This window comes from Caballeronia udeis, assembly GCF_001544555.2.
GTDB lineage: Bacteria > Pseudomonadota > Gammaproteobacteria > Burkholderiales > Burkholderiaceae > Caballeronia > Caballeronia udeis.
The window spans coordinates 14490-36279 of record NZ_FCOK02000069.1; the positions used below are offsets into that span (position 1 = coordinate 14490).

The following is a 21790-nucleotide window of genomic DNA, read 5'->3' on the forward strand; positions in this document are numbered from 1 at the left end:
AATGCGCCATAAACATGGTTTGCGGAAACTGAACCGCACGAGCAGCCACCGTCTGGCTATGCTCCGTAATATGTCGAACTCGCTGATCGAGCACGAAGTCATCAAGACGACGCTGCCGAAGGCTAAAGAACTCCGTAAAGTCGTTGAACCGCTGATCACGCTTGGCAAGAAGCCGTCGCTGGCAAATCGTCGTCTGGCGTTCAACCGCCTGCGCGATCGTGACTCCGTCGCGAAGCTGTTCGAAGTGTTGGGCCCGCGCTATGAAAAGCGTCCGGGTGGATATCTGAGCATCCTGAAGTTCGGCTTCCGCCAAGGCGACAATGCACCGATGGCACTGGTCATGCTGATGGATCGTCCGGAACTCGCTGAAGGCGACGACGTGCAAGAAGCTGAATAAGCTAGCAGCACGCTGTTGTTCGAAGAAAGGCCAAGCTTTGCTTGGCCTTTTTCTATTGCGCGCCGGGTTTGAGCTGCCGATAGTCGGCGGCTTGCATCCGGGGGGATAGGCCGATTGGCTGAATGCGGGTTGTTGACGTCCAGTGCTAGGATTGCATGCATATCCACCGCATCGGAGCTTTTCTTGAACACGCCCGTTGTCCTCGTTCTTACAACGTTGCCCGACAGCGAGGCGGCGTCAACGCTCGCGCAGCAAGCCATAGACGCACGGCTTGCCGCCTGTGTAACGGAGCTGGGAACGGTCAAGTCGCGGTATCGCTGGAAAGGTAAGGTGGAGGTTGCCGAGGAGCTTCAGCTCCTGTTCAAGACGAGCCTCGCACGCGGCGACGAACTGACGCGCTTTATCGAAGCAAATCATCCTTATGAAACACCTGAAATTGTCTCGTGGCAGGCGGATGCATCGGCTGCTTATGGGCAATGGATTACCGCGGAAACTCAACGTCCTCTTAATGTTTAAGTCCTTTGCCTTCTCCGCGCGCCGGCCGCTCGACGCAGTTCTCATGCTGGTGTCGTGCCTCGTGCTGCTGCTCTGCCCGATCTCGCCAAGCCATGCCGCCGACGATTTTCTTGACCCCGCGGTCGCGTTCAAATTCAGCGCTAGCGAGAAGCCGGGCGAGATCGACGTGCGATATAAGGTCGCAGATGGCTATTACATGTACCGCGAGCGTTTTGCGTTTGCGGTGAAGAATGGCACGGCGACGCTGGGCGAACCACAATTGCCCGCCGGCAAGGTTCACTTCGATCAGACGTTTAACAAGGATGTGGAAACGTATCGCGGCGAACTCGTGATCCGGATTCCGGTGAAGCAGGCTTCCGGCCCCTTCGATATTGCTGTCACGTCGCAGGGCTGTGCGGACCAAGGCATCTGTTACCCGCCGATGGAGCGCGTTTACCGCGTAAACGGCGCAGCCCTGCAGGCGGCCAGTGCCAATGGTCAGACACCATTGGCCAGCACCAGCGACGTGCCTTGGTATGACCGCGCGACCAACGCCGATTACGCGCAATCCTTGCTCGAAAGCGGCGGCTTTTTTGCGATCATCGGTTTGTACTTCGTGGCGGGTGTCGTGCTGAGCTTGCTGCCTTGCTCTTACCCGATGATTCCTATTCTCTCGGCGATCATTATTGGTGAAGGCGCGCGAGTGACGCGATCGCGAGGGTTCGGGTTATCGGCGGCGTATGTGTTCGGCATGGCGCTTGTCTACACGGTGCTAGGCGTGCTCGCGGCGATGATCGGGCAGAGTCTTGGCGCGTGGCTCCAGAACCCCTGGGTGCTCGGCGTGTTCGGCGTGCTGCTGGCCATATTCGCGCTCACGCTGATTGCCGGTGTCGATATTGCATTGCCCGCGCGCTGGCAAAACAGCGTCAACCAGGCGTCGCAGAAGCGCTCGGGCGGGAAGGTCGCGGCGGTTGTCGTCATGGGTGCGTTGTCAGCGCTCGTGGTCGGTGCGTGCATGACCGCGCCGCTCTTTGCCGTGCTCGCATTCATCGCGCATACAGGCAATGCGCTGCTCGGAGGTGCGGCATTGTTTTCCATGGGCGTCGGGCTCGGCGTGCCGCTCCTGATCATCGGGCTCGGTGCGGGGACGCTGTTGCCGCGCGCGGGGAACTGGATGGACGGCGTGAAGGTGTTCTTCGGCGTCGTGTTGCTCGCGGCCGCACTATGGGTAGTGTGGCCGGTGCTGAGTGCTGTCGTGCAGATGGCATTGGCAGCTTTGTGGCTGCTTGTAGCGGCCGCGGCGCTGGGGCTGTTTACATCGGCTGCTGCGGCGGCGTCGATATGGCGCAAGCTGGGTCGTGGATTCGGCGCCGCGCTCGCTATCTGGGGCGCTACGTTGCTCGTCGGACTCGCTGCGGGATCCACTGATCCGCTTCGGCCGCTGGCCGTATTTGCTGCGCGGACGAGTTCCGGCGCTGAAGCCGGCGTGCAGCAATCCGCTCTGGGGGAGACGTTCGCGCCGGTCAGGTCATCGGCGGAACTGGATCTCGCACTCAAGGCTGCGGGCCGCCCCGCCATGCTGGATTTCTATGCCGACTGGTGCGTGTCGTGCAAGGAGATGGAGCATCTCACGTTCAGCGATCCGCGGGTACGTGCGCGCCTGGCGCAACTTAACCTGCTGCGCGCTGATGTTACGGCGAATAATCCCGACGATCAGGCGTTGCTCAAGCGCTTCAAGCTGTTCGGGCCGCCGGGCATCATCTTCTTCGACGCGCAGGGCAACGAAGTGGTGCGGGTCGTGGGGTACGAGTCGGCGGATACGTTCTTGAAGAGCCTGGACAAGCTTTCCGCACCCGCACCTACGACGTGATTGTCCACGTGCGGAACCTGATGTGCGTTCGGACCCCGGACGCACGCCGCGTTTCTCCGGGATCCGCGATTCGGGTCCTTGAGCCCTCGGGCCGTCGCCGCATTAACCGACCATAACCGAGCACCATCAACACTCAAGCAGCCTTTCTGGCCGTCTTCTCCGCAGATTTCCACTGAAGTCTCAATCTCCCGCGATCAAGTCCGCAGGATTTGGTAAATCGCGTCGTGATACTTTTGTCTGTACTCAACGCTCGCTCTCATCGAGACGCCCATGAACGATCTCACCTATCAAGCTCGCTACGAAGCGCGACTGAGCCGTGTGCTCGACCATATCTACGATCACCTCGACGAGCCGTTGGATATCGACAGGTTGGCTGAGATTGCGTGTTTGTCGCCGTATCACTGGCATCGGATCTACCAGGCGATGTACGGCGAGACCATCGCCGCGACCGTGCGCCGGTTGCGGTTGCATCGCGCAGGCGGCTATCTGGCGAATGGATCGATGCCGATCCCGGAGATTGCCGAGCGTTCCGGGTATAGCAGCTTGCAGTCGTTTTCGCGCACGTTCAGGGCTGCGTTCGGCATGCCGCCGGCGCAGTACCGCAAAGAGGGCACTCACAGCCGGTTTCGGCCGGCGTTATCAGGAGACGATCAAATGGTGATGCATGAGGTGGTTATTCGTGACGTACCTGCGATGAACGTTGTGTCTCTCGACCACGTCGGGTCGTATATGCAGATTGGCAAGGCGTTCGATTCGCTGTTCGGTTGGCTGGTCGCCAGGAATTTGTTGCAGGCCGAGTTTCGGACGGTCGGCATCTACTATGACGATCCGGGGATCGTGCCTGAAGCGGAGTTGAGATCGAAGGCAGGGGTGGTGTTGCCTGGGGATATCGACGTTGCAGCACCGGTCAGCGTGACGCCGTTACGTGGCGGCCAGTATGCAGTGCTCCGCCATAAAGGGCCTTACAGCGATATGCACGCCGCTTATCAGTGGCTGTATGGCACGTGGCTCGTGCAGTCGGGCCGTGAGGCCGCCGATGCGCCGGTATTCGAGGAATATCTGAATAATCCCAAGGAGACGGCACCTGCCGACTTGTTGACGGAGATCTGTTTGCCGCTGGTGTGAGTGTTCGCGGCGATGGTTGCTTGAATTGACAACCGGTCGGGTGCGCCACTCGGACGGTGGTTGACGGGAGAAAGTCCGCTCTCAGGTGGACGTGCATCCGGCATTGGGGGGGCCCGCTGCAACCGTGTCCCAGGCATCTGGATAGCATCCGTCGCCGGGGTGCTGAAGGGGCTTTCGCCCCTCAGCACCAGCCCTCTGGCAACTCCGGGTAATGAGGTGGCAACGCCACATCAAGCATCAAGCAACCGCATCGCGGCCTCAAACCCCTGCAACCCATCGACCCCTTTATTTCGATGACGCCCGCAAAAGCCGAGCGGCATCCAGCGCGAAGTACGTGAGCACGCCATCCGCGCCCGCGCGCTTGAATGCCAGCAGCGACTCCATCACCGCCTTGTCGTGATCGAGCCAGCCATTCTGCGTGGCGGCCTTGATCATCGCGTACTCGCCGCTGACCTGGTACACGTAGGTCGGAAAGCGAAACTCTTCCTTCACGCGATACACAATATCCAGATACGGCATGCCCGGCTTGACCATCACCATGTCCGCGCCTTCCTCGATATCCATCCGCACTTCGCGCAGGGCTTCATCGGAATTTGACGGGTCCATCTGGTACGTCATCTTGTTGCTCTTGCCGAGGTTCGCAGCGGAGCCGACCGCATCGCGGAACGGGCCGTAGAACGCCGACGCATATTTCGCGGCATACGCCATGATCCGCGTGTGGATATGTCCGTCGCTCTCGAGCATTTCGCGAATTGCGCCGATCCGGCCGTCCATCATGTCCGACGGCGCAACGATATCCACGCCCGCTTCGGCCTGTGTGCGAGCCTGTTCGACGAGAATTTCGCAGGTTTCGTCATTGATGACGTAGCCATGTTCGTCGAGAACACCGTCCTGACCGTGGCTGGTGTAAGGGTCGAGTGCGACGTCGGTGAGTACGCCCAGTTCTGGAAAGTGCTTCTTCAACTCGCGAACGGCACGAGGAATCAGGCCTTCGGGGTTCGTCGCTTCACGGCCATCGGGCGTTTTCAGCGAGGGTTCAATGGCCGGGAACAGCGAAATGACGGGCACACCCAGTTCGACGCATTGCTCGGCCATCTTCATCAGCAGATCGACCGATGTGCGCTCGACGCCCGGCATGGACGGGACGGCCTGACGCACATTCGATCCCTCGACAATAAACACGGGATAGATCAGATCGTTGGTGGTCAGCAGGTTTTCGCGCATCAGGCGGCGCGAAAAGTCGTCACGACGCATGCGGCGCGGACGATGATGGGGATAGAAGCTCATGACTTGGCTTGAGGGATGATGGATAACGCGATTGCGGGGAATGGATGCTGGCTCAACCGCCGCGACCGCCGCAGATATGGGGCACGACAGCCTCCAGAACCTTTTCGAGACAATGGTATATCATACCGATCGAGGTAGGCGCTTGGCGCCGAACTCCCCGCTTCTCCTCCCTGAGCGGGTGCCTGTGATGATCGTAAAGGATTCGATCAGGCTGTTTGACCCGCCGTCATGCGGCGGGTTTTTTTATGCCGGGCGATACGAATCATCTCAACAATCGCCTCAAAGTCTGCCGCCAGGCGGTCCCCGACCTGGTTCACTGCGCTTCGTCTTCCGGCGCGATTTCCTCGGTAGCCTTCGGAATCAGCCAGCTTTCGATTTTCTCGTGGGCTTCATCGAGCCCGACGCGCTTGAGCGCCGAGAAGAGCTGCAGCGTCAATTCGCCGCGATATCCGGCCGCCGTGTACTCATCGAATGCTTTCTTGGTCGCGCGCAACGTGTTGATGCTTTCCTGCCGCGTCAATTTGTCGCATTTGGTCAGTAAGGCGTGAATTGGCTTTCCCGTTGGCGCAAACCAGTCGAGCATGATCTTGTCGAGTTCGGTCAGCGGACGGCGCGAATCCATCATCAGGATCATGCCGACGAGCTGTGCGCGGCTTTGCAGATAGGTGGACAGCAACTGCTGCCAATGCAGCTTGGCGTTACCCGAAACCTCTGCGTACCCATACCCCGGCAAGTCGACCACATGCGCCTTCGGCTGGTCTGCCGGGCCTATGGCGAAGTAGTTGATGTGCTGCGTGCGCCCCGGCGTCTTGCTGGCGAACGCCAGCCGCTTCTGGTTGCACAGCAGGTTGATGGCCGTCGACTTGCCCGCATTCGAGCGACCCGCGAAAGCGATCTCCGGCTGAGGTGTCGGAGGCAAGTCCTTCAGGTGGTTGACCGTTGTAAAGAAACGGGCTTGATGGAGCAGGAATGACGACATGGGAAGACCGAAAGTGAAATTCTGTGGAAACTTGAGCTGTAAGGAGCCACTGAATACTGGGCTTGCCCCGACTGGCGTCTTTGCGTTTAGCGAGTTATTGTACAATACGACGGTTGTACGAAGACCAGCCAGGGCACGCAAGACCCAAGCGGGATAAGGAGTGAGACAGGTTTGAAGACAGATTTCAGGGCGCGCGCCGGGTGACTTTTGAATCCGTGCCGAGTCCTCTGTCGGGTGTCTTGCAGTGCATCGGTAACCGTCGTTTTTTGCAGAACCTCACATTCTCACAAGACGAAAAACAGGGTACGCGAATGAACCGACTGTACAAGACTCTGATGGTCCTGGAAGTGGCAGCAGCATTAGGAGCGGGGTTGGTAGGCTGGACAGTCACAGCGCAAGCAGCAGACGCGGGTGCTCCCGGAGCCCCCGTCAAGCCTGACGTGACACGGGGACAGGCAATTGCCACCCAGGTTTGCGCATCGTGTCACGGGGCAGACGGCAACAGTGCCGGCGGCGCGTTTCCGAAGCTCGCAGGCCAGCACGCCGAGTACATCGTCAAGCAGTTGAAGGATTACAAGACGCAGCCGGGCGCGAAAGAGCCGGCGCGCAAGAACCCCATCATGGCGGGTATTGCGGGTGCGTTGAACGATCAGGACATGGTCAACGTGGCTGCCTATTTTGAGACGCAGAAGGCCAAGCCTGGCTACGCGCGCGACAAGGCCACCGTACCGGTCGGGCAGAAGATCTACCGTGGTGGCATTGCGGACAGGGGCGTGCCCGCGTGTGCCGCATGTCATGGTGCAACGGGCATGGGCGTGCCGGTGCAGTATCCGCGGCTGTCGGGACAATGGGCGGACTACACGGCAGCGCAACTCACCGCGTTTGCGCAAGGTACGCGCAACAACAGTGAGCCAATGCACACCATTGCGCTGCGCCTGAATGAGGCGGAAGTGAAGGCGGTTGCAGACTACATTGCAGGCCTTCATTGACGGTCTCTAACGGTCTGTGATGGCTCGTACGACCCGCCTGCACCAAGTGCGGGTGTGCATTAAGATGCGCGCAGCGTCGCCCGGACGTCACATGCGCAAGTCATAGTCAAAAGTTGCAGTCGAATGATGTAAGAGCCGGTCCGACTAGGCCGGCGCGCAAAATAAGAAAAAGGGTGGGACGCCGGTCAAAGACCGCTTGCGTCTCCACCCTTTTTTGCTGTTCAGCCGGAGTTTGAATGAGCGTCACCACGTCGGGATTGCAGTCGAAGTCGAGCCGTAGCAGCGTGCGTCATGCCATCGAAACAATAAGTTCGATGCGCTTCGCCATCTCGCTGCTCGTCATCCTCGCTATAGCAAGCATCATCGGTACGGTTCTTACGCAGGAAGATCCGTATCCGAACTACGTCAATCAGTTCGGTCCGTTCTGGGCCGATATCTTCCGCGGGCTGAGCCTCTACAACGTGTATAGCGCGTGGTGGTTCATGCTGATCCTGATTTTCCTGGTGATCTCCGTGTCGCTGTGCGTGATCCGCAACGGCCCGAAGATGATCGCGGACATGAAGAGCTGGAAGGACCGGGTGCGCGAAGGCAGCCTGCGCGCATTCCATCACAAGGGTGAATTTTCGCCGGTCGCGGGCAATCGCGCCGAGACCTCCGCCAGCCTGCAACGGCTCGCCGCCAAGATGGGCTACAAGTTCGTCACGCGCGAGACGGACAGCGGCGCGACACTGATCGCGGCCAAGCGCGGCGCACTGACGAAGCTCGGTTATATCTCGGCGCATCTGGCGATCGTGATCATCTGCATTGGCGGCCTGCTGGACAGCAACCTGCCGATCAAGCTGCAGATGTGGCTCTTCAACAAGACGCCTATTGCATCGAACGAAGTCATCAACGACATTGCACCGAATCATCGGCTGCCGACATCGAATCTCACGTTTCGCGGTTATGCCTGGGTGCCGGAAGGGCAGCACGTCGCAACCGCCATCCTGAATCAGCAGGACGGTTCGTTGATCCAGGATCTGCCGTTCTCGATCCAACTGAATAAATTCATCGTCGATTATTACTCGACGGGTATGCCGAAGCTGTTTGCGAGCGATATCGTCGTGATCGATCATGCGACCGGCAAGCGTATCCCGGCGCGTGTGGAAGTGAACAAACCGTTCACCTACGACGGCATTTCGATCTATCAATCGAGCTTCCAGGATGGCGGCTCGAAACTGTCGATGACCGCCTGGCCCATGACCGGCGGCAGCGCGAAAACCACGCCGTTCGACGGCGCCATTGGCGGCACGGCGCCAATGAGCCCGCAGATCATCGGCGGGCAGGGTGAAACCGTGGAATTCACTGATTTCCGCGCGATCAACGTGGAAAACGTCACTGACGGCAACGGCTCGATCGACGCCCGCGGTGTCGGCCAGACGCAGACGCTGAAGCAGGCCTTCGATGAACGGCTGGGTTCCGGCGCGAAGACGTCGAAGCCCACGGATCTGCGTAACGTCGGGCCATCGGTGCAATACAAGGTGCGGGGCACGGACGGCCAGGCGCGCGAGTTCAACAACTACATGCTGCCCGTCGACGTACAAGGCCAGCCAATGTTCCTTGCCGGCATGCGCTTGAGCCCGAACGATCCGTTCCGCTATTTGCGCATTCCCGCCGACGACCAAAGCTCGATCAAGCAGTGGATGAACCTGCGCGCCGCGCTGGAAACGCCCGCGATGCGTGATGAAGCGGCACGCCGTTTCGCGAAGCGCTCGGTGCCGGAAGCGAACGCGGACTTGCAGAAGCATCTGGAAGAGAGCGCGTCCCGGGTGCTGAACCTGTTTGCCGGCGCGGACGAAACCGGCGTGGCAGCGGTTCCGGGGCAACCGGGCGCTACATTGGGCGGTTTCCAGGCGATAGCGGGTTTTATCGACAAATCAGTGCCCAAGGGCGAGCAGGAAAAGGCGGCAGGTTTGTTGCTGCGCATGCTGGAAGGCGCGACCTGGGATCTGTGGCAGATTTCGCGTGCCCAGAATGGCCTGCCGGAAGCGCAACCGGACGCGAAAAACACGCAATTCGTGCAATCGTCGATCAATGCGCTTTCGGACAGCTTTCTGTACGGATCACCGGTTTTTCTGCGACTCGATTCATTCAAGCAGATCCAGGCTTCCGTGTTCCAGTTGACGCGCGCGCCGGGCAAAAAAGTGGTGTATCTTGGCAGCCTGCTGCTCGTGCTCGGCATTTTCTCGATGTTTTACGTGCGTGAACGTCGTCTCTGGTTCTGGCTCAAAGACACGGCAACGGGCGGCACGAGCGTGTTGATGGCAATGTCCACCGCACGCCGCACGCTCGATTTCGAGAAGGAATTTGCGCAAACGCGCGACGCGATCGGCGCCATGCTGGGCGTCAAGTCACAGCCGGTACCTTCATCACCGGAAACGCCCGCGGACACCAAGTCCACCGGCTCGCAGAATTCAACTCGGTAAGAACATGGACCTCACACAAGTCTCCTCGCATTCGACTTCGGCGCAACAGCGCGCGGGCAAAGTACCCGTCGATCCGAACCTCTTCGACGAACGTCCGTTTCTGAAGCGTCTCGGCCCGACCGACTGGCTGTTCGCACTGGCAATGGTCGCCGGGGCGGGTTTCGCGCTGTTCCGGTATCACCCGTTCATGAACTACTACGACAAGCTGGTGCTCTGCTGCGCTGTACCCACGTTCGTCGTGCTCGGATGGCGCTGGAAGCCGGTGCGGCTTCTGATTGCGTGCATTGCGTTGTTGTCGCTGTCGTCGCTTCAGCTTTATCACTCCGACCTCGCGCGCGCCGACACCAATTTCTTCCTCAAATACTTCCTGTCCAGCCAGTCGGCCATCTTGTGGATGAGCGCGCTGCTCGTGCTCGCCACGGTGTTCTACTGGATCGGCCTGATTTCGCGTTCGCCTACCGGCGGCGCGATCGGCTCGAAGATGACCTGGGCAGCAGTGCTGATGGGCTTCACCGGCCTGATGGTGCGCTGGTACGAGTCTTACCTGATCGGTTCGGACGTGGGCCATATCCCAATTTCGAACTTGTATGAAGTGTTCGTGCTGTTCTGCCTGATCACGTCGCTGTTTTATTTGTACTACGAGCAGCACTACAGCACGCGTGCCATGGGTGCGTTCGTGCTGCTGGTGATCAGCGCCGCGGTCGGCTTCCTGATGTGGTATTCGATTGCCCGCGATGCCCAGCAGATCCAGCCGCTCGTGCCCGCGCTGCAAAGCTGGTGGATGAAGATCCACGTGCCGGCGAATTTCATCGGTTATGGCAGCTTTGCGTTGGCGGCCATGGTCGGGGTGGCCTATCTGGTCAAGGAACGCGGCATTCTGGCGGACCGCCTGCCGTCGCTCGAAGTGCTCGACGACGTGATGTACAAGTCGATTGCAGTCGGTTTCGCGTTCTTCACCATCGCGACCATTCTTGGTGCACTCTGGGCCGCCGAAGCGTGGGGTGGTTACTGGAGCTGGGACCCGAAGGAAACGTGGGCATTGATCGTGTGGCTGAATTACGCCGCGTGGCTGCACATGCGCCTGATGAAAGGCTTGCGCGGCTCGGTGGCCGCATGGTGGGCGTTGACCGGTTTGCTGGTCACCACGTTCGCTTTCCTTGGCGTCAACATGTTCCTCTCCGGCCTGCATAGTTACGGCAAGCTGTAACATCTGCCGCTAAACGCCGTTTAAAAAGCCGCCATGCAAGATTTGCTGGCGGTTTTTTTATTGCCTGGGCGGAATAGCTGAAACCGATTCGGTGTTTGCCACGAATATAGCTATAGCAACGGCCGCGCTGACGCAGGCCGCAACACGAATTCCAGGAGTATCGAAATGGGTATGAAACACACACGCCAGCTTTTCGGCGACGACATCGCCCGAAGCGAGATTACGCCGCGCGCGTTCTTCGAGAACCGCCGGCGCGTGTTGCGGGCCGCAGGTGTGCTGGCCGCGACGGGGCTCGTAGGCGTGAACGGCGAGGCGCTCGCGACGATGACATCACCTGATGCAAAGGGTCAGAAGCTCGCGGCGACCACGAATACGAAGTTCGTCGCCCTGGACAAGGTGACGCCGTTCAAGGACATCACGAGCTACAACAACTTCTACGAGTTCGGCACGGACAAGGCCGATCCGGCGCAAAACGCGCATACGCTGCGGCCCCGGCCGTGGAAGATATCGGTGGAAGGCGAGATCAAGAACGCGAAGGTATATGACATCGATGAAATCCTGAAACTCGCGCCGCTCGAGGAGCGTATTTACCGGTTGCGGTGCGTGGAAGGGTGGTCGATGGTGATCCCGTGGATCGGCATTCCGTTGTCCGAAATCATCAAGCGCGCACAGCCGACGGGCAACGCGAAGTACGTGCAGTTCATCACGCTGGCCGATCCCTCGCAAATGCCCGGGCTGTCCGACCCCATTCTCGACTGGCCGTACTCCGAAGGTTTGCGCATGGACGAGGCGATGAACCCGCTCGTGCTGCTGACCGTTGGTTTGTATGGTGAAGTGCTGCCGAATCAGAACGGAGCGCCGGTGCGTGTCGTGGTGCCCTGGAAATACGGCTTCAAGAGCGCGAAATCGCTGGTGAAGATCCGGTTTGTCGAGCAGCAGCCGAAGACGAGCTGGAGCGAATATGCGCCGAAGGAGTATGGTTTTTACTCGAATGTGAATCCGAATGTCGATCATCCGCGCTGGAGCCAGGCAACGGAACGGCGTATTGGCGAGGACGGTTTCTTCACGCCAAAGCGCAAGACGCTGATGTTCAATGGTTACGGCGATCAGGTTGCGTCGCTGTATCGGGGCATGGATCTCAAGGCCAATTTCTAGGGTTTAGGGGAAGAGGATGGCTGTGGCTTCCGATGTCAAAAGAAAGCCGGTAACGCGCGTTGCCGCAGGCGGCATGAACTGGATCGTGCCGGCGAAAGTGGCTGTGTTTCTTGGCGGGTTGTATCCGCTCGCGCGCATCGTGCTGCTGGGCTTCACGGGCGGACTGGGTGCAAATCCGATCGAATTCATTACCCGCTCGACCGGCCTGTGGACGCTCGTGTTCCTGTGCATCACGCTTGCCGTCACGCCGGTTCGCCGGCTGACGGGCCTGAACGCGCTCCTGCGTTTTCGCCGGATGCTCGGGCTGTTTGCGTTCTTCTATGTCGTGCTGCACTTCACCACGTACGTCTGGTTCGACAAATGGTTCGATGTCTTCGCCATGCTCAAGGACATCGTCAAGCGGCCGTTCATCCTGGTTGGTTTCTCGGCGTTCGTGCTGCTTATCCCGCTTGCCGTGACGTCGCCGAAAGCAATGGTCAGGAAGCTGGGCCGTCGCTGGCAAACGCTGCACATGCTGATCTATCCGATCGTCGTGCTCGCGATCCTGCACTTCTGGTGGATGAAAGCGGGCAAGCACGATCTCTTCCTGCCAAAGATCTATGGCTCGATCGTGGTGGTGTTGCTGGCGTGGCGGATGCTTGCCTGGCTGCGCTCGCGCATCACGCGGGCACGCGCGGTTTAGCGGATCGTTGATCGCGACGCACATGAAAAAAGGGCGACGCTTAATGGCGTCGCCCTTTTTTCATGCTGCTCGGACCAACCGGTATCAGTCCGGAAAAATCGATTCGCCTGCGAACAACTGCGTCACTTCTTCACGTTCACGCACTCTGCGCGCACGTTCGCGATCGACCATGACTTCGGCAGCGCGCGGGCGCGTGTTGTAGTTCGAGCTCATCACGAAACCGTACGCGCCCGCCGAGAAAATCGCGATCAGGTCGCCCTGTTCGATGGCGAGTTCCCGATCCTTGCCGAGCCAGTCGCCGCTTTCACACACGGGACCGACCACGTCGTAGAGCTGCGCTTTTGTCGCACGCTTTTCCACTGCTTCCATACGATGGAATGCCTGATACATCGCAGGGCGCGCGAGGTCGTTCATGGCGGCATCGACGATGGCGAAATTCTTTTCCGCACCCGGCTTCAGGTATTCCACGCGCGTGAGCAATACGCCCGCGTTGCCGACCAGCGAACGTCCCGGCTCGAAATACACTTCGCGATGACCGTGCCCGCGTTCATCGATATGCGCGAGCACCGCTCGCACGAATTCCCCGATAGCCGGCGGCGTTTCGTCGTCGTACGTGATGCCAAGTCCACCGCCGACATCGACGTGATGAATGTTCGTGCCGTCAGCCTCGATCTGCTCGACGAGGTCCAGCAATTTGTCGACGGCGTCGAGATACGGGCTCACTTCAGTGATCTGCGAACCAATATGGCAGTCGATCCCGATCACGTCGAGATTCGACATGGCAGCGGCTTGCGCATAGGTCGTGCGAGCGTCGGCGAAAGCCACGCCGAACTTGTTCGACTTCAGGCCCGTGGAAATATACGGATGCGTCTTGGCATCGACGTCGGGATTCACGCGCAGCGACACCGGCGCTTGTTTGCCCGCAGCCTTGGCCACTTCATTGAGCGCATGCAGTTCGGGAATCGATTCGACGTTGAAGCACTTCACGCCGGCATCGAGTGCTTCGCGCATTTCCGCCGCCGACTTGCCAACGCCGGAGAACACGGTGTTTTCGGCCTTGCCGCCCGCGGCCAGGACGCGCGCCAGTTCACCCGACGAGACGATGTCAAAGCCCGCGCCCAGTCGCGCGAATACGTTCAGCACCGCGAGGTTGCTGTTGGCTTTCACGGCTACGTGGATAGTGGCGTGGCGGCCATTGCAGGCATCGGCGTAAGCTTTATAGGCGTCGGTCAACGCACTGCGCGAATAGACGTAGAGCGGTGTGCCGAACTGTTCGGCCAGCGACGCGGCCGAAACGCCTTCGACCTGCAGCACGCCTTCGGCGCGCGAGAATGCGGATTGGGTCATGAGTTTTCTGGCTCTGCTGACGCGCTTGGCCGGATTTGGCCCAAGCGCGGTATGGCAACGATTATTCGCCGGAGGAAGCGGCTTTGGGTGCCGATGCCGACTCGGGCGATTTCAAATTGTCGTCAGGGGAAAGCGACAGCGCCGTGCCGGATGTGTCGGGAACGTCGCCGACGCTGACAGCAGACGAGGCGGACGATGCTGCTGCCGGTGCGCTCACGCTTTTCGCATCGCTCGCCGGCAACGGCGGCATGCTGGCGGGACGCGCCGGAATGGGGGGGGCGGTGGGCAAATAGAGCGGTCCGCGCTGACCACAGGCGGCGAGCAGTGTGCCAGCGGAAATGGCCAAAGCCGCTACAATCGCGCTCATCCGGAAGACGACTTGCATTGCTGTCCCTGACTAATTAATCGATGGAGTTTAGCATGACCGACAACGAATACCTGACCCTCGCCGAGGCTGCGCTGGCGGCCATCGAGCGGGACGTGGACGGCCTCGAAGCCGATGTCGAATTCGAGCGCAGCGGTAATGTGTTAACGCTCGAATTCGAGAACCGCACGAAGCTGATTGTCAACTTGCAGCCGCCAATGCACGAGCTCTGGCTTGCAGCAAAGGCGGGCGGTTTTCACTACCGCTATGCGGACGGTGCATGGCGCAATACGCGCGACGGCAGCGAGTTTTTTGAGGCACTCAGCCAATACGCCAGCGAACAGGCCGGCGAGGCGATTCGGTTTTCAGCTTGATATCTGCGGTGTGATTTGGCGCGCAAGCCCCGGATTGACCGGGGCTTGAATTCAGGACTTAGTGACCTTTGAACAGATTCATGATGTCCTGCTTTTCCTGCTCGCCGACTTGCGGCGCGGGCGCGGGCGCCGCACCGCTGACGTCTTCCGGCACGGCCTGACTCACACCGATGGTTGCCACGAACCCGTGGCCCGGCGTCATGTCGTCGAAATAGAGTTCGCCCCCGAGCGAGACCACATCGGGCGGCATGGTCGACTTGTATTCCGGCACGCCGCGCAACGCCCGGCTCATGTACTCCATCCACACCGGCAGTGCGAGTCCGCCACCCGTTTCCTTGTCGCCGAGACTGCGCGGCGCGTCGTACCCAATCCACGCGATGGCCACCAGTGAATGCTGGTAACCGGCGAACCATGCGTCGTGGGAGTCGTTCGTCGTGCCGGTCTTGCCGGCAAGGTCGGTCCGCTTCAACTGGTTGGTTCGTGCGCCTGTACCGCGTTGCGCCACGCTTTGAAGCAGGCTGTTCATCACGTAGGCGTTGCGGGGGGTAATGGCGAGCGGCGCGGAGTCGCCGGCGACCAGCGGCTGCGGATGCGAGACCACGGCGCCGCGCGGATCAGTGATATCGGCGATCAGATAGGGATTCACACGGTATCCGCCGTTTGCGAACACTGAATATCCCGTCGCCATCTGCAGCGGCGTAACCTGGCCTGCGCCAAGCGCCATTGGCAGATACGCCGGTTGGCGGGAAGCGTCGAAACCGAACTTCGTCACATAGCCTTGCGCATACTTCGGACCGATGTTGTTCAGGATCCGGATGGAAACCAGGTTCTTCGATTTCATCAATGCCGTGCGCATGGGCATTGGGCCGTCGAAACCGCCGCCGTAATTCTTCGGCTCCCATGCCTGACCACCGGTCTCGGCGGCGCTGAAGAACAGCGGCGCGTCGTTGATGATGGTCGCCGGCGACAAGCCCTTTTCCAGCGACGCCGAATAGATGAACGGCTTGAAGCTCGAACCCGGCTGGCGCCACGCCTGAGTGACGTGATTGAATTTATTCTTGTTGAAGTCGAAGCCGCCCACCAGCGAGCGGATCGCGCCGTCCTGCGGCACGATGGAAACGAATGCACCTTCCACCTGCGGCAGTTGCGTGATGACCCAGTTGTCGTCGTCGTTTTTCATCAGACGTACGATCGCGCCGGGCCGGATACGCTGGTTCGGCTGCGCCCGCGTGCCGAGCGCGCTGGCGACAAACCGCAGATCGTTGCCTTGAACGATGGCCACGTTGCCATCGATAAAGCTCGCCTTCACCTGCTTCGGGTTTGCGTCGGTGACGACCGCCGCCACGATCTCGCCGTTGTCGGGATGGTCGACGAGGGCGTCGTCAATAGCCTGCTCGCGATCGTCGGCGTCAGTCGGCAGATCGATATACCCTTCCGGCCCGCGATACCCATGCCGATGCTCATAATCCATCAGGCCTTTGCGCACGGCGCGATAGGCTGCGTCCTGATCCGCGGAATCAATGGTTGTCACCACGTTCAGGCCCAGCGTGTAGGCCTCTTCGCGATACTGCGTGTACATCATCTGGCGCACCATTTCCGCCACGTACTCGGCGTGCACGCTGAACTCGCGCCCGGCGCCCTTCACCACGAGCGGTTGTTTCGCCGCGTCCTCATACTGCTGCTGCGTGATGTAGTGCAGTTCGAGCATCCGTTCCAGGATGTATTGCTGGCGCACCTTCGCGCGTTTCGGATTGACCACCGGGTTGTACGCGGAGGGCGCTTTCGGCAAGCCGGCCAGCATGGCTGCTTCGGCTAGCGTGATGTCCTTCAGATCCTTGCCGAAATAGACCCGCGCGGCGCTCGCAAAGCCATAGGCCCGCTGTCCCAGATAAATCTGGTTCATATAGACCTCGAGGATCTGGTCCTTCGTCAGCGCGCGCTCGATCTTGTAGGCGAGCAGCATCTCGTAGATCTTGCGGGTATAGGTCTTTTCGCTCGACAAGAAGAAATTTCGCGCGACCTGCATGGTGATCGTGCTTGCGCCCTGGGACGCATGGCCGTTCGTCAACGCCACCGTGCCGGCGCGCAGGATGCCGGTCAGGTCGACACCGCCGTGGTCGTAGAAACGCGCGTCTTCAATGGCGAGCACCGCTTTCTTCAGGTAATCCGGCACGTCCTGGATACGCACGACGCTACGCCGTTCCTCGCCGAATTCGCCAATCAGCACGTGATCGGCCGTGTAGACCCGTAGCGGCACTTTCGGGCGGTAGTCGGTGAGCGCCTCGAGCGACGGCAGATTGGGCTGTGCCACGACCAGCGCATAACCGAGCACGAGCCCCGCACTGACAATCAATCCGACAATGCAAATTAACAATCCGAGCAGGAGCCTGATCCAGAGCGGGCGAACACGCTTTGGGGAATCGGGATGACGGGACGGAGGGGACGACGGAGACTGAGATTGCATGGCACCACCAAAAAACGGTCCCGCGATTATAGCTGCCCAACTTTACGGCTTTCGTCTGGCTTACTTGGGTGTTGCGCGCAGGGTGCGGCGACACCTTTTTCGTCACGATAAGCGTTGACGGACCGACACGGCTAACGTTTGCAGCGCATTGTTTCAATGCTGTCCACGCTCGTTTCATGCCCGCTGCCGTCCGGCGTTTAATCCTCGTCCACCCTTTACGTTAGCCACTTGGACGAATGGTGGCAACCACCTCCGCTGCCCACAATCGTTTCATTGCCAGCGCCCGAACGGTTCGGTGCGCGGCCTGGAAAGAGAGGATGAGCATGGGTACGCAAACACCACTGCGCGGATCGGTCCTGACCGTCACGCGCCGGTTCGCGGCGGGTATCGACATCACCGAAGGGGCCGTGAGGCTGGCCGTTGTCAGCAAGCGGTTGCAAGCGGACCGGCCGGTTTGTGTCGAACGGCTGGAGGAGGTTCTGCTTGAACCGGGCGCAGTGATAGGCGGTGATTTCATCGACCGGCCGGCTATCTCGGCCGCGTTGCGCGAAGCGTTTTCACGGCTGCCGGCGCGAGCCGCGCTGCGCTCGCTGCGGTGTGCAATGGCGTTGCCGGCGTCGGCTACGCTCACCACGCGAGTGCCGCTCGCGCGGCTTACGCAGGCCAGCCAGCTGTCCATTTCGGTGGCGGCGGGGCACGATCCGCGCGGTTTGCTCGAACCGGCCGTGCTGGCGGAAGCCGAGCGCGTGGCGGGGATCGAGCGCGGTGCGCTCGCGGTCGACTGGTCCATCGAGGCGCTCGAGGACGGTGGCGCTGAGGTTTGCATTGCAGCCACCGGGCGGCAATACGTGGAGTCGCGCGTGGAAACGGCGGCGGCCGCGAACATTGTGTTGAGCGCGATTGATGGCGAACCCGGTGCTGCGTTGCGCGCCCTGCGCTATTCGGCGTCTATCGAGATTGATCCACTGGAGCGTTTCGTGGCTTGCTGGGTAGAGAGCGCCGGGCTGCATGCGTGGCTTGTCGGAGAGGATGGCGTGGAGAACGAGATACGTTACCCGTCGCCGGAATATTCGAGCGCGGCTGAAGCGCTGACGGATCTGGTGGGCGACGATCCACGCGTGCACTGGATTTATATCGGTGGAGATATCGAACTGCTCAATCGAGCCGGCGTTTCCACGCCTATGTTGGCCGCGTTGTTCGGGTGTCCGGTCATGCCGTTTGAATGCGCGCCGTTTTGCAACGGCGCGCAACGGGTGGACGAACGTCTCGCGCATTCGCCGCTGTTTGCCGTGGCAATGGGACTTGCGCTGCGCGAGGTGATGCCATGAGCGCGGTCGGTTTGCATGCATTCAATCTGCTGCCGTACCGGTCAGGTGCCCGGCGTCGAGCACGTAACCGGGCGCTGTCGCTGCTTGCGGGAGCAGGTCTGATCGGCTGTGCTGCTGTCGGCGCGGTGGCTGGCTGGGACGCGTTGGAACGGGTGCGTATAGAAGAGAAACGAGACTCGCTCCACGTCGCGTTGCGGCAGTTGAGTGCGCCCATCGCGGAACATGCGCGTCTGGTCGAGCGCCAGGCGCTGGAGCGGCGGGCACAGGCCGCCGCCATGCCGATAGCCGAGCCGCGTGCCCGGTTTCTCGGCTTGCTCGACGCGCTGGCGCAGGGGACATCGCGGGGGAATATCGGCTTGCAGCGGGTGACGCAGCGTGTGAGCGAAGTTGAGCTTGCCGCCAGCGCGCCGGATTCGCACACGGCCGCCGTGTGGCTTAAAGCGCTTGAGAACGTGACAGGCGTACAAGCCGTGGAGATCGTGGAAATGCGCCGGCGGGCGGCTGCTGCGCGACCTGCGGCAGTCGCTGTCGCGCAATCCGGCGCGGTGAATTCGCCGGGCAAGACGGGCCCTTACGATTTCATCGCGGTCGTGCGTTGGACGCAGAGCGCCGCCGGGGACGCCGTGCCGAAGCGGCTCAAGGCCGCTGGACGAGAGGCGTCGTCGAAGCCGAAAGGCGCTAGCCGGAGCCCGCAATGATCCGTCTCCCTAAATCTTCCCGCGAGTTTCAATTGCTGCTGCATGAGCCGCTGGATGCCTGGAGTGGTTATCGGATCGCGCTCACGGGCGTTGTGGTTGCGGTGCTGGTATTTGCTGGAGGCGTGTCGTTGTGGTGGTCCTCCGATTTAAGCGGCACGGAAGCGAGCCGGTCGGCATCGCACGACGCGCAGCAACGCCTGGACCGGGCGCGAGCGACGGCTGCTGAACTACCCGCGATGCGCGCTCGTTCAGGCGATGGTGTGCCGCTCGCCCGTTGGACCGTTGCTGACGCACTTCGCGAGTTGACTGCGCTTGCGGCGCAGAGTGGCTTGCGAATCGGGATGATCGAACCGTCGGCACAGAAGGGCGAAGGGCTCGAGATCGAGCGGCCGTTGAAATTTCGCGCCGAAGGTTCGTTCGGCGAGATTCGGCAGTTTCTGGACGCGCTGGAAGGACTGCCGAGACTCGTCATTCCGGCAGATGTGCAAATGAAACGAGTAACGAATGCGCTCGCCCTGGAAGCGACGCTCAGGGTATTCGAGGACCTCCCGGCGATAACGCGGCCGGAGCCGTCACGTCGCGACGCGTTTGCTATCGATCCGTTTGGTGTGAAGAACGGCACGGGGGTGGGCGATGGGGGCGCGATGCTTCTTGTCGGCACCTTGCGTGCTCAGCGTCGTGCGATGGCGCTGGTGGAGACGGCTGCGGGAGTCGATGGATTTCTGCAGGGCCAGATGGTTGGCGACGAGCGCCTTGGCAATGTCCGCTCGCGTTCGATCGAGCTCAGCCGCCCTGACGGGGTTGTGCGGACGATTGGCTTCGCGGATGACCGGCCATGAAGATGCTGCGGGTTTTGCGGTTGTCAGGCTGTTCGCTGAACGAGGTGATTCGGCTGCTTCCCGGGGAAGCGGTCGGTAGAGTGTTCTCGTTGGGGTGGCGAATTTGCATAGGTGGCATCGCGGCCGCGTTGCTGCTGGGGGCTGTCACCACCCACGCCTCCACTCCTCCGTTGCCGCCCCTGCCCGAGCCGTTTCCCGAGACTCTGTCCACGGATCAGTTCGCGGTCGAGGTTCCTCCGGCCGTCGTCGTGCAAGCGTCCGATGAGGACACCGCCTGGCTGGCGCCCGTTGCAACGTCCGCCACGGCTGCTGCTTCCACTCCAGCGGCCACACCTGATGCCGGGCCCCCGCTGGAAGGCCCGCCAACACCCTTGCCGCCTATCGAGCGCATGAGCCGTGGTCCGGCGGACCCTGCAGCCACGTTGCTCGACGACGGCAAACCGATCTCGCTGAACCTGAAAAATGCCGACTTGAGCGCCGTGCTGCAAACTTTCGCGAAGTTTTCGGGTGTCAACATTGTCGCGAGCGAGAAGATCCGCGGGCTGGTCTCGCTAAATCTCGTCGATGTCCCGTGGCGGCGCGCGTTCGACACGCTGCTCGACGTCCACGGCCTCGCGATGGAGCGTCACGGTGAGGTCATCTGGGTTGCGCCGCTTAGTGAACTGGCAGCGCGCGAGCGCCTTCGCTACGAAGCGCACGCCCGTGCAGCCGATCTCGAACCGCTCGGCAGCCGCACGTTCGTTCTGCGCTACCCGCGTGCCGACGACGTGCGCAAGCTCCTGACGGGCTCGGGCAGCCAGCGGGTGTTATCGAAGCGAGGTTCTGTCATGGCCGATGCCCGCACCAACCTGCTGTTCGTAACTGACCTGGAGGCCCGCGTCACGCAGATCGCCGAGCTGATCGCGCAGATCGACCGACCGACGCCGCAGGTGATGATCGAAGCGCGCATTGTGGAAGGGGACGCCGGTTTTTCGCGCAATCTCGGCGTGAAACTATCGATGACGCCCACCGGCGACTCCACTGCACGCGGTCTTGTGGCGGGCGCGGACGGGGCGGTATTCGATTTGTCGGCGCGGCCGATTGGCGGGTTCGACGCCGCGACCGCCGGCCTGACGCTATTCGCCGCGCAGGCTACGCGCTTGCTGAACATCGAGTTGAGCGCGCTCGAAAACGAGGGGCGCGGTGAGATTGTGTCGAGTCCCCGCGTGATCACGGCGGATCGCGTGAGGGCGGTAGTCGAGCAGGGCACGGAATTACCGTATCAGGCAAAAGTGGGCAACGGCGTGTCGGGCGTCCAGTTTCGCCGGGCCGCGCTGAAACTGGAGGTCGAGCCCCAAATTACGCCGCATGGTCACGTGATCCTGGATCTCGATGTGTCGAAAGACAGCGTTGGTGAGCAGACGGCAGCCGGCCCGGCGATCAACACCAAGCACGTCCAGACGCGCGTGGAGGTGGAGGACGGCGGCACGGTGGCAATCGGCGGGATATATTCCACTGATGAACGCGAGGATGTCACGAGGGTCCCGCTGCTCGGTAAAATCCCGGTATTGGGCTGGCTTTTTCGTCACTCCGCGCGCCGCAATGCACGCAGCGAACTGGTCATTTTCATCACCCCACATATCGTTCCGGCGCGTCTGTGAAGGCCGCCGGCAAGCCTTCCCGACTCGACAAAGCGGCCCTTTTGCCCTTAAGCTCCCGCACGAACGGGACCAGAATCGGGACCGG

General features: G+C 61.0%; 19 protein-coding genes. 14 read left to right on the forward strand and 5 right to left on the reverse strand.

Annotated elements, in window-relative coordinates; translation table 11 throughout:
• The first annotated feature begins 1 nt into the window (after window position 1).
• From rplQ to AWB69_RS34385, 4 genes are all read left to right on the forward strand, one after another.
• A complete protein-coding gene (gene rplQ, locus AWB69_RS34370; protein ID WP_062091258.1) occupies window positions 2-397 on the forward strand; it encodes a 50S ribosomal protein L17 in 396 nt (131 codons plus the stop codon).
• 183 nt (window positions 398-580) lie between these two features.
• On the forward strand, window positions 581-913 hold the full coding sequence (gene cutA, locus AWB69_RS34375; RefSeq protein WP_062091259.1) for a divalent-cation tolerance protein CutA: 333 nt from the start codon (window positions 581-583) through the stop codon (window positions 911-913).
• Window positions 906-2762 (forward strand): protein-disulfide reductase DsbD, encoded by a 1857-nt coding sequence (dsbD, locus tag AWB69_RS34380; protein ID WP_156529060.1) that lies wholly within the window; start codon window positions 906-908, stop codon window positions 2760-2762. Before cutA ends, dsbD begins: the two co-directional genes overlap by 8 nt.
• A 270-nt stretch (window positions 2763-3032) precedes the next feature.
• On the forward strand, window positions 3033-3887 hold the full coding sequence (locus tag AWB69_RS34385; RefSeq protein ID WP_062091261.1) for an AraC family transcriptional regulator: 855 nt from the start codon (window positions 3033-3035) through the stop codon (window positions 3885-3887).
• Between the two features lie 285 nt (window positions 3888-4172).
• Here the strand turns inward: AWB69_RS34385 and hemB are convergent, their stop codons facing one another.
• Both hemB and yihA read right to left on the reverse strand, forming a co-directional pair.
• Complete coding sequence (gene hemB, locus AWB69_RS34390; RefSeq protein WP_062091262.1) at window positions 4173-5174, reverse strand: porphobilinogen synthase; 1002 nt, start codon at window positions 5172-5174, stop codon at window positions 4173-4175.
• 313 nt (window positions 5175-5487) lie between these two features.
• The gene (yihA, locus tag AWB69_RS34395; RefSeq protein WP_062091263.1) at window positions 5488-6153 is read right to left on the reverse strand and encodes a ribosome biogenesis GTP-binding protein YihA/YsxC; all 666 of its coding nucleotides are present in this window, start codon (window positions 6151-6153) and stop codon (window positions 5488-5490) included.
• A gap of 311 nt (window positions 6154-6464) precedes the next feature.
• Here yihA and AWB69_RS34400 point away from each other — a divergent pair, with 311 nt between their 5' ends.
• The 5 genes from AWB69_RS34400 (at window position 6465) to msrQ (ending at window position 12651) form a co-directional block, all read left to right on the forward strand.
• Window positions 6465-7142 (forward strand): c-type cytochrome, encoded by a 678-nt coding sequence (locus tag AWB69_RS34400; protein WP_062091264.1) that lies wholly within the window; start codon window positions 6465-6467, stop codon window positions 7140-7142.
• A gap of 236 nt (window positions 7143-7378) precedes the next feature.
• Window positions 7379-9607, forward strand: a complete 2229-nt coding sequence (locus AWB69_RS34405; protein ID WP_062091265.1) for a cytochrome c biogenesis protein ResB — start codon at window positions 7379-7381, stop codon at window positions 9605-9607.
• Between the two features lie 4 nt (window positions 9608-9611).
• A complete protein-coding gene (ccsB, locus tag AWB69_RS34410; RefSeq protein ID WP_062091266.1) occupies window positions 9612-10814 on the forward strand; it encodes a c-type cytochrome biogenesis protein CcsB in 1203 nt (400 codons plus the stop codon).
• A 171-nt stretch (window positions 10815-10985) separates the two neighbouring features.
• A complete protein-coding gene (gene msrP / locus AWB69_RS34415; RefSeq protein ID WP_407923071.1) occupies window positions 10986-11969 on the forward strand; it encodes a protein-methionine-sulfoxide reductase catalytic subunit MsrP in 984 nt (327 codons plus the stop codon).
• 16 nt (window positions 11970-11985) lie between these two features.
• The gene (msrQ, locus tag AWB69_RS34420) at window positions 11986-12651 is read left to right on the forward strand and encodes a protein-methionine-sulfoxide reductase heme-binding subunit MsrQ (RefSeq protein WP_062091268.1); all 666 of its coding nucleotides are present in this window, start codon (window positions 11986-11988) and stop codon (window positions 12649-12651) included.
• Window positions 12652-12735: 84 nt separating this feature from the next.
• Here the strand turns inward: msrQ and lysA are convergent, their stop codons facing one another.
• Both lysA and lptM read right to left on the reverse strand, forming a co-directional pair.
• Window positions 12736-13998 (reverse strand): diaminopimelate decarboxylase, encoded by a 1263-nt coding sequence (gene lysA, locus AWB69_RS34425; RefSeq protein ID WP_062091269.1) that lies wholly within the window; start codon window positions 13996-13998, stop codon window positions 12736-12738.
• Window positions 13999-14059: 61 nt separating this feature from the next.
• Window positions 14060-14383, reverse strand: coding sequence for an LPS translocon maturation chaperone LptM (lptM, locus tag AWB69_RS46290; protein WP_075644044.1), 324 nt, complete (start codon window positions 14381-14383; stop codon window positions 14060-14062).
• A 35-nt stretch (window positions 14384-14418) separates the two neighbouring features.
• Here lptM and cyaY point away from each other — a divergent pair, with 35 nt between their 5' ends.
• Window positions 14419-14736 (forward strand): iron donor protein CyaY, encoded by a 318-nt coding sequence (gene cyaY, locus AWB69_RS34435; RefSeq protein WP_062091271.1) that lies wholly within the window; start codon window positions 14419-14421, stop codon window positions 14734-14736.
• A gap of 58 nt (window positions 14737-14794) precedes the next feature.
• Here cyaY and AWB69_RS34440 read toward each other — a convergent pair whose 3' ends face one another.
• On the reverse strand, window positions 14795-17200 hold the full coding sequence (locus AWB69_RS34440; RefSeq protein WP_062091272.1) for a penicillin-binding protein 1A: 2406 nt from the start codon (window positions 17198-17200) through the stop codon (window positions 14795-14797).
• Window positions 17201-17523: 323 nt separating this feature from the next.
• Here AWB69_RS34440 and pilM point away from each other — a divergent pair, with 323 nt between their 5' ends.
• From pilM to AWB69_RS34460, 4 genes are read left to right on the forward strand one after another with little or no spacing between them, the layout of a single operon-like run.
• Entirely contained in the window at window positions 17524-18528 is a 1005-nt protein-coding gene (gene pilM / locus AWB69_RS34445) for a type IV pilus biogenesis protein PilM (RefSeq protein ID WP_062091288.1), read from the forward strand.
• Window positions 18525-19226 carry a hypothetical protein gene (locus tag AWB69_RS34450; RefSeq protein ID WP_062091273.1) on the forward strand — a complete coding sequence of 234 codons (702 nt, stop codon included), beginning with the start codon at window positions 18525-18527 and terminating at the stop codon, window positions 19224-19226. The genes pilM and AWB69_RS34450 overlap by 4 nt, the downstream gene beginning before the upstream one ends.
• A complete protein-coding gene (locus AWB69_RS34455) occupies window positions 19223-20065 on the forward strand; it encodes a type IV pilus inner membrane component PilO (RefSeq protein WP_062091274.1) in 843 nt (280 codons plus the stop codon). The genes AWB69_RS34450 and AWB69_RS34455 overlap by 4 nt, the downstream gene beginning before the upstream one ends.
• Complete coding sequence (locus tag AWB69_RS34460) at window positions 20062-21705, forward strand: type IV pilus secretin PilQ (protein WP_082913713.1); 1644 nt, start codon at window positions 20062-20064, stop codon at window positions 21703-21705. The genes AWB69_RS34455 and AWB69_RS34460 overlap by 4 nt, the downstream gene beginning before the upstream one ends.
• The last annotated feature ends 85 nt before the right edge of the window (window positions 21706-21790 follow it).

What these genes read in the sequence shown, in the direction of transcription:
- rplQ (WP_062091258.1), top strand. Translation starts at nt 2, where the DNA reads ATGCGCCATAAACATGGTTTGCGGAAACTGAACCGCACGAGCAGCCAC.
- dsbD (WP_156529060.1), top strand. Translation starts at nt 906, where the DNA reads ATGTTTAAGTCCTTTGCCTTCTCCGCGCGCCGGCCGCTCGACGCAGTT.
- AWB69_RS34385 (WP_062091261.1), top strand. Translation starts at nt 3,033, where the DNA reads ATGAACGATCTCACCTATCAAGCTCGCTACGAAGCGCGACTGAGCCGT.
- hemB (WP_062091262.1), bottom strand. Translation starts at nt 5,174, where the DNA reads ATGAGCTTCTATCCCCATCATCGTCCGCGCCGCATGCGTCGTGACGAC.
- yihA (WP_062091263.1), bottom strand. Translation starts at nt 6,153, where the DNA reads ATGTCGTCATTCCTGCTCCATCAAGCCCGTTTCTTTACAACGGTCAAC.
- AWB69_RS34400 (WP_062091264.1), top strand. Translation starts at nt 6,465, where the DNA reads ATGAACCGACTGTACAAGACTCTGATGGTCCTGGAAGTGGCAGCAGCA.
- AWB69_RS34405 (WP_062091265.1), top strand. Translation starts at nt 7,379, where the DNA reads ATGAGCGTCACCACGTCGGGATTGCAGTCGAAGTCGAGCCGTAGCAGC.
- ccsB (WP_062091266.1), top strand. Translation starts at nt 9,612, where the DNA reads ATGGACCTCACACAAGTCTCCTCGCATTCGACTTCGGCGCAACAGCGC.
- msrP (WP_407923071.1), top strand. Translation starts at nt 10,986, where the DNA reads ATGAAACACACACGCCAGCTTTTCGGCGACGACATCGCCCGAAGCGAG.
- msrQ (WP_062091268.1), top strand. Translation starts at nt 11,986, where the DNA reads ATGGCTGTGGCTTCCGATGTCAAAAGAAAGCCGGTAACGCGCGTTGCC.
- lysA (WP_062091269.1), bottom strand. Translation starts at nt 13,998, where the DNA reads ATGACCCAATCCGCATTCTCGCGCGCCGAAGGCGTGCTGCAGGTCGAA.
- lptM (WP_075644044.1), bottom strand. Translation starts at nt 14,383, where the DNA reads ATGCAAGTCGTCTTCCGGATGAGCGCGATTGTAGCGGCTTTGGCCATT.
- cyaY (WP_062091271.1), top strand. Translation starts at nt 14,419, where the DNA reads ATGACCGACAACGAATACCTGACCCTCGCCGAGGCTGCGCTGGCGGCC.
- AWB69_RS34440 (WP_062091272.1), bottom strand. Translation starts at nt 17,200, where the DNA reads ATGCAATCTCAGTCTCCGTCGTCCCCTCCGTCCCGTCATCCCGATTCC.
- pilM (WP_062091288.1), top strand. Translation starts at nt 17,524, where the DNA reads ATGGGTACGCAAACACCACTGCGCGGATCGGTCCTGACCGTCACGCGC.
- AWB69_RS34450 (WP_062091273.1), top strand. Translation starts at nt 18,525, where the DNA reads ATGAGCGCGGTCGGTTTGCATGCATTCAATCTGCTGCCGTACCGGTCA.
- AWB69_RS34455 (WP_062091274.1), top strand. Translation starts at nt 19,223, where the DNA reads ATGATCCGTCTCCCTAAATCTTCCCGCGAGTTTCAATTGCTGCTGCAT.
- AWB69_RS34460 (WP_082913713.1), top strand. Translation starts at nt 20,062, where the DNA reads ATGAAGATGCTGCGGGTTTTGCGGTTGTCAGGCTGTTCGCTGAACGAG.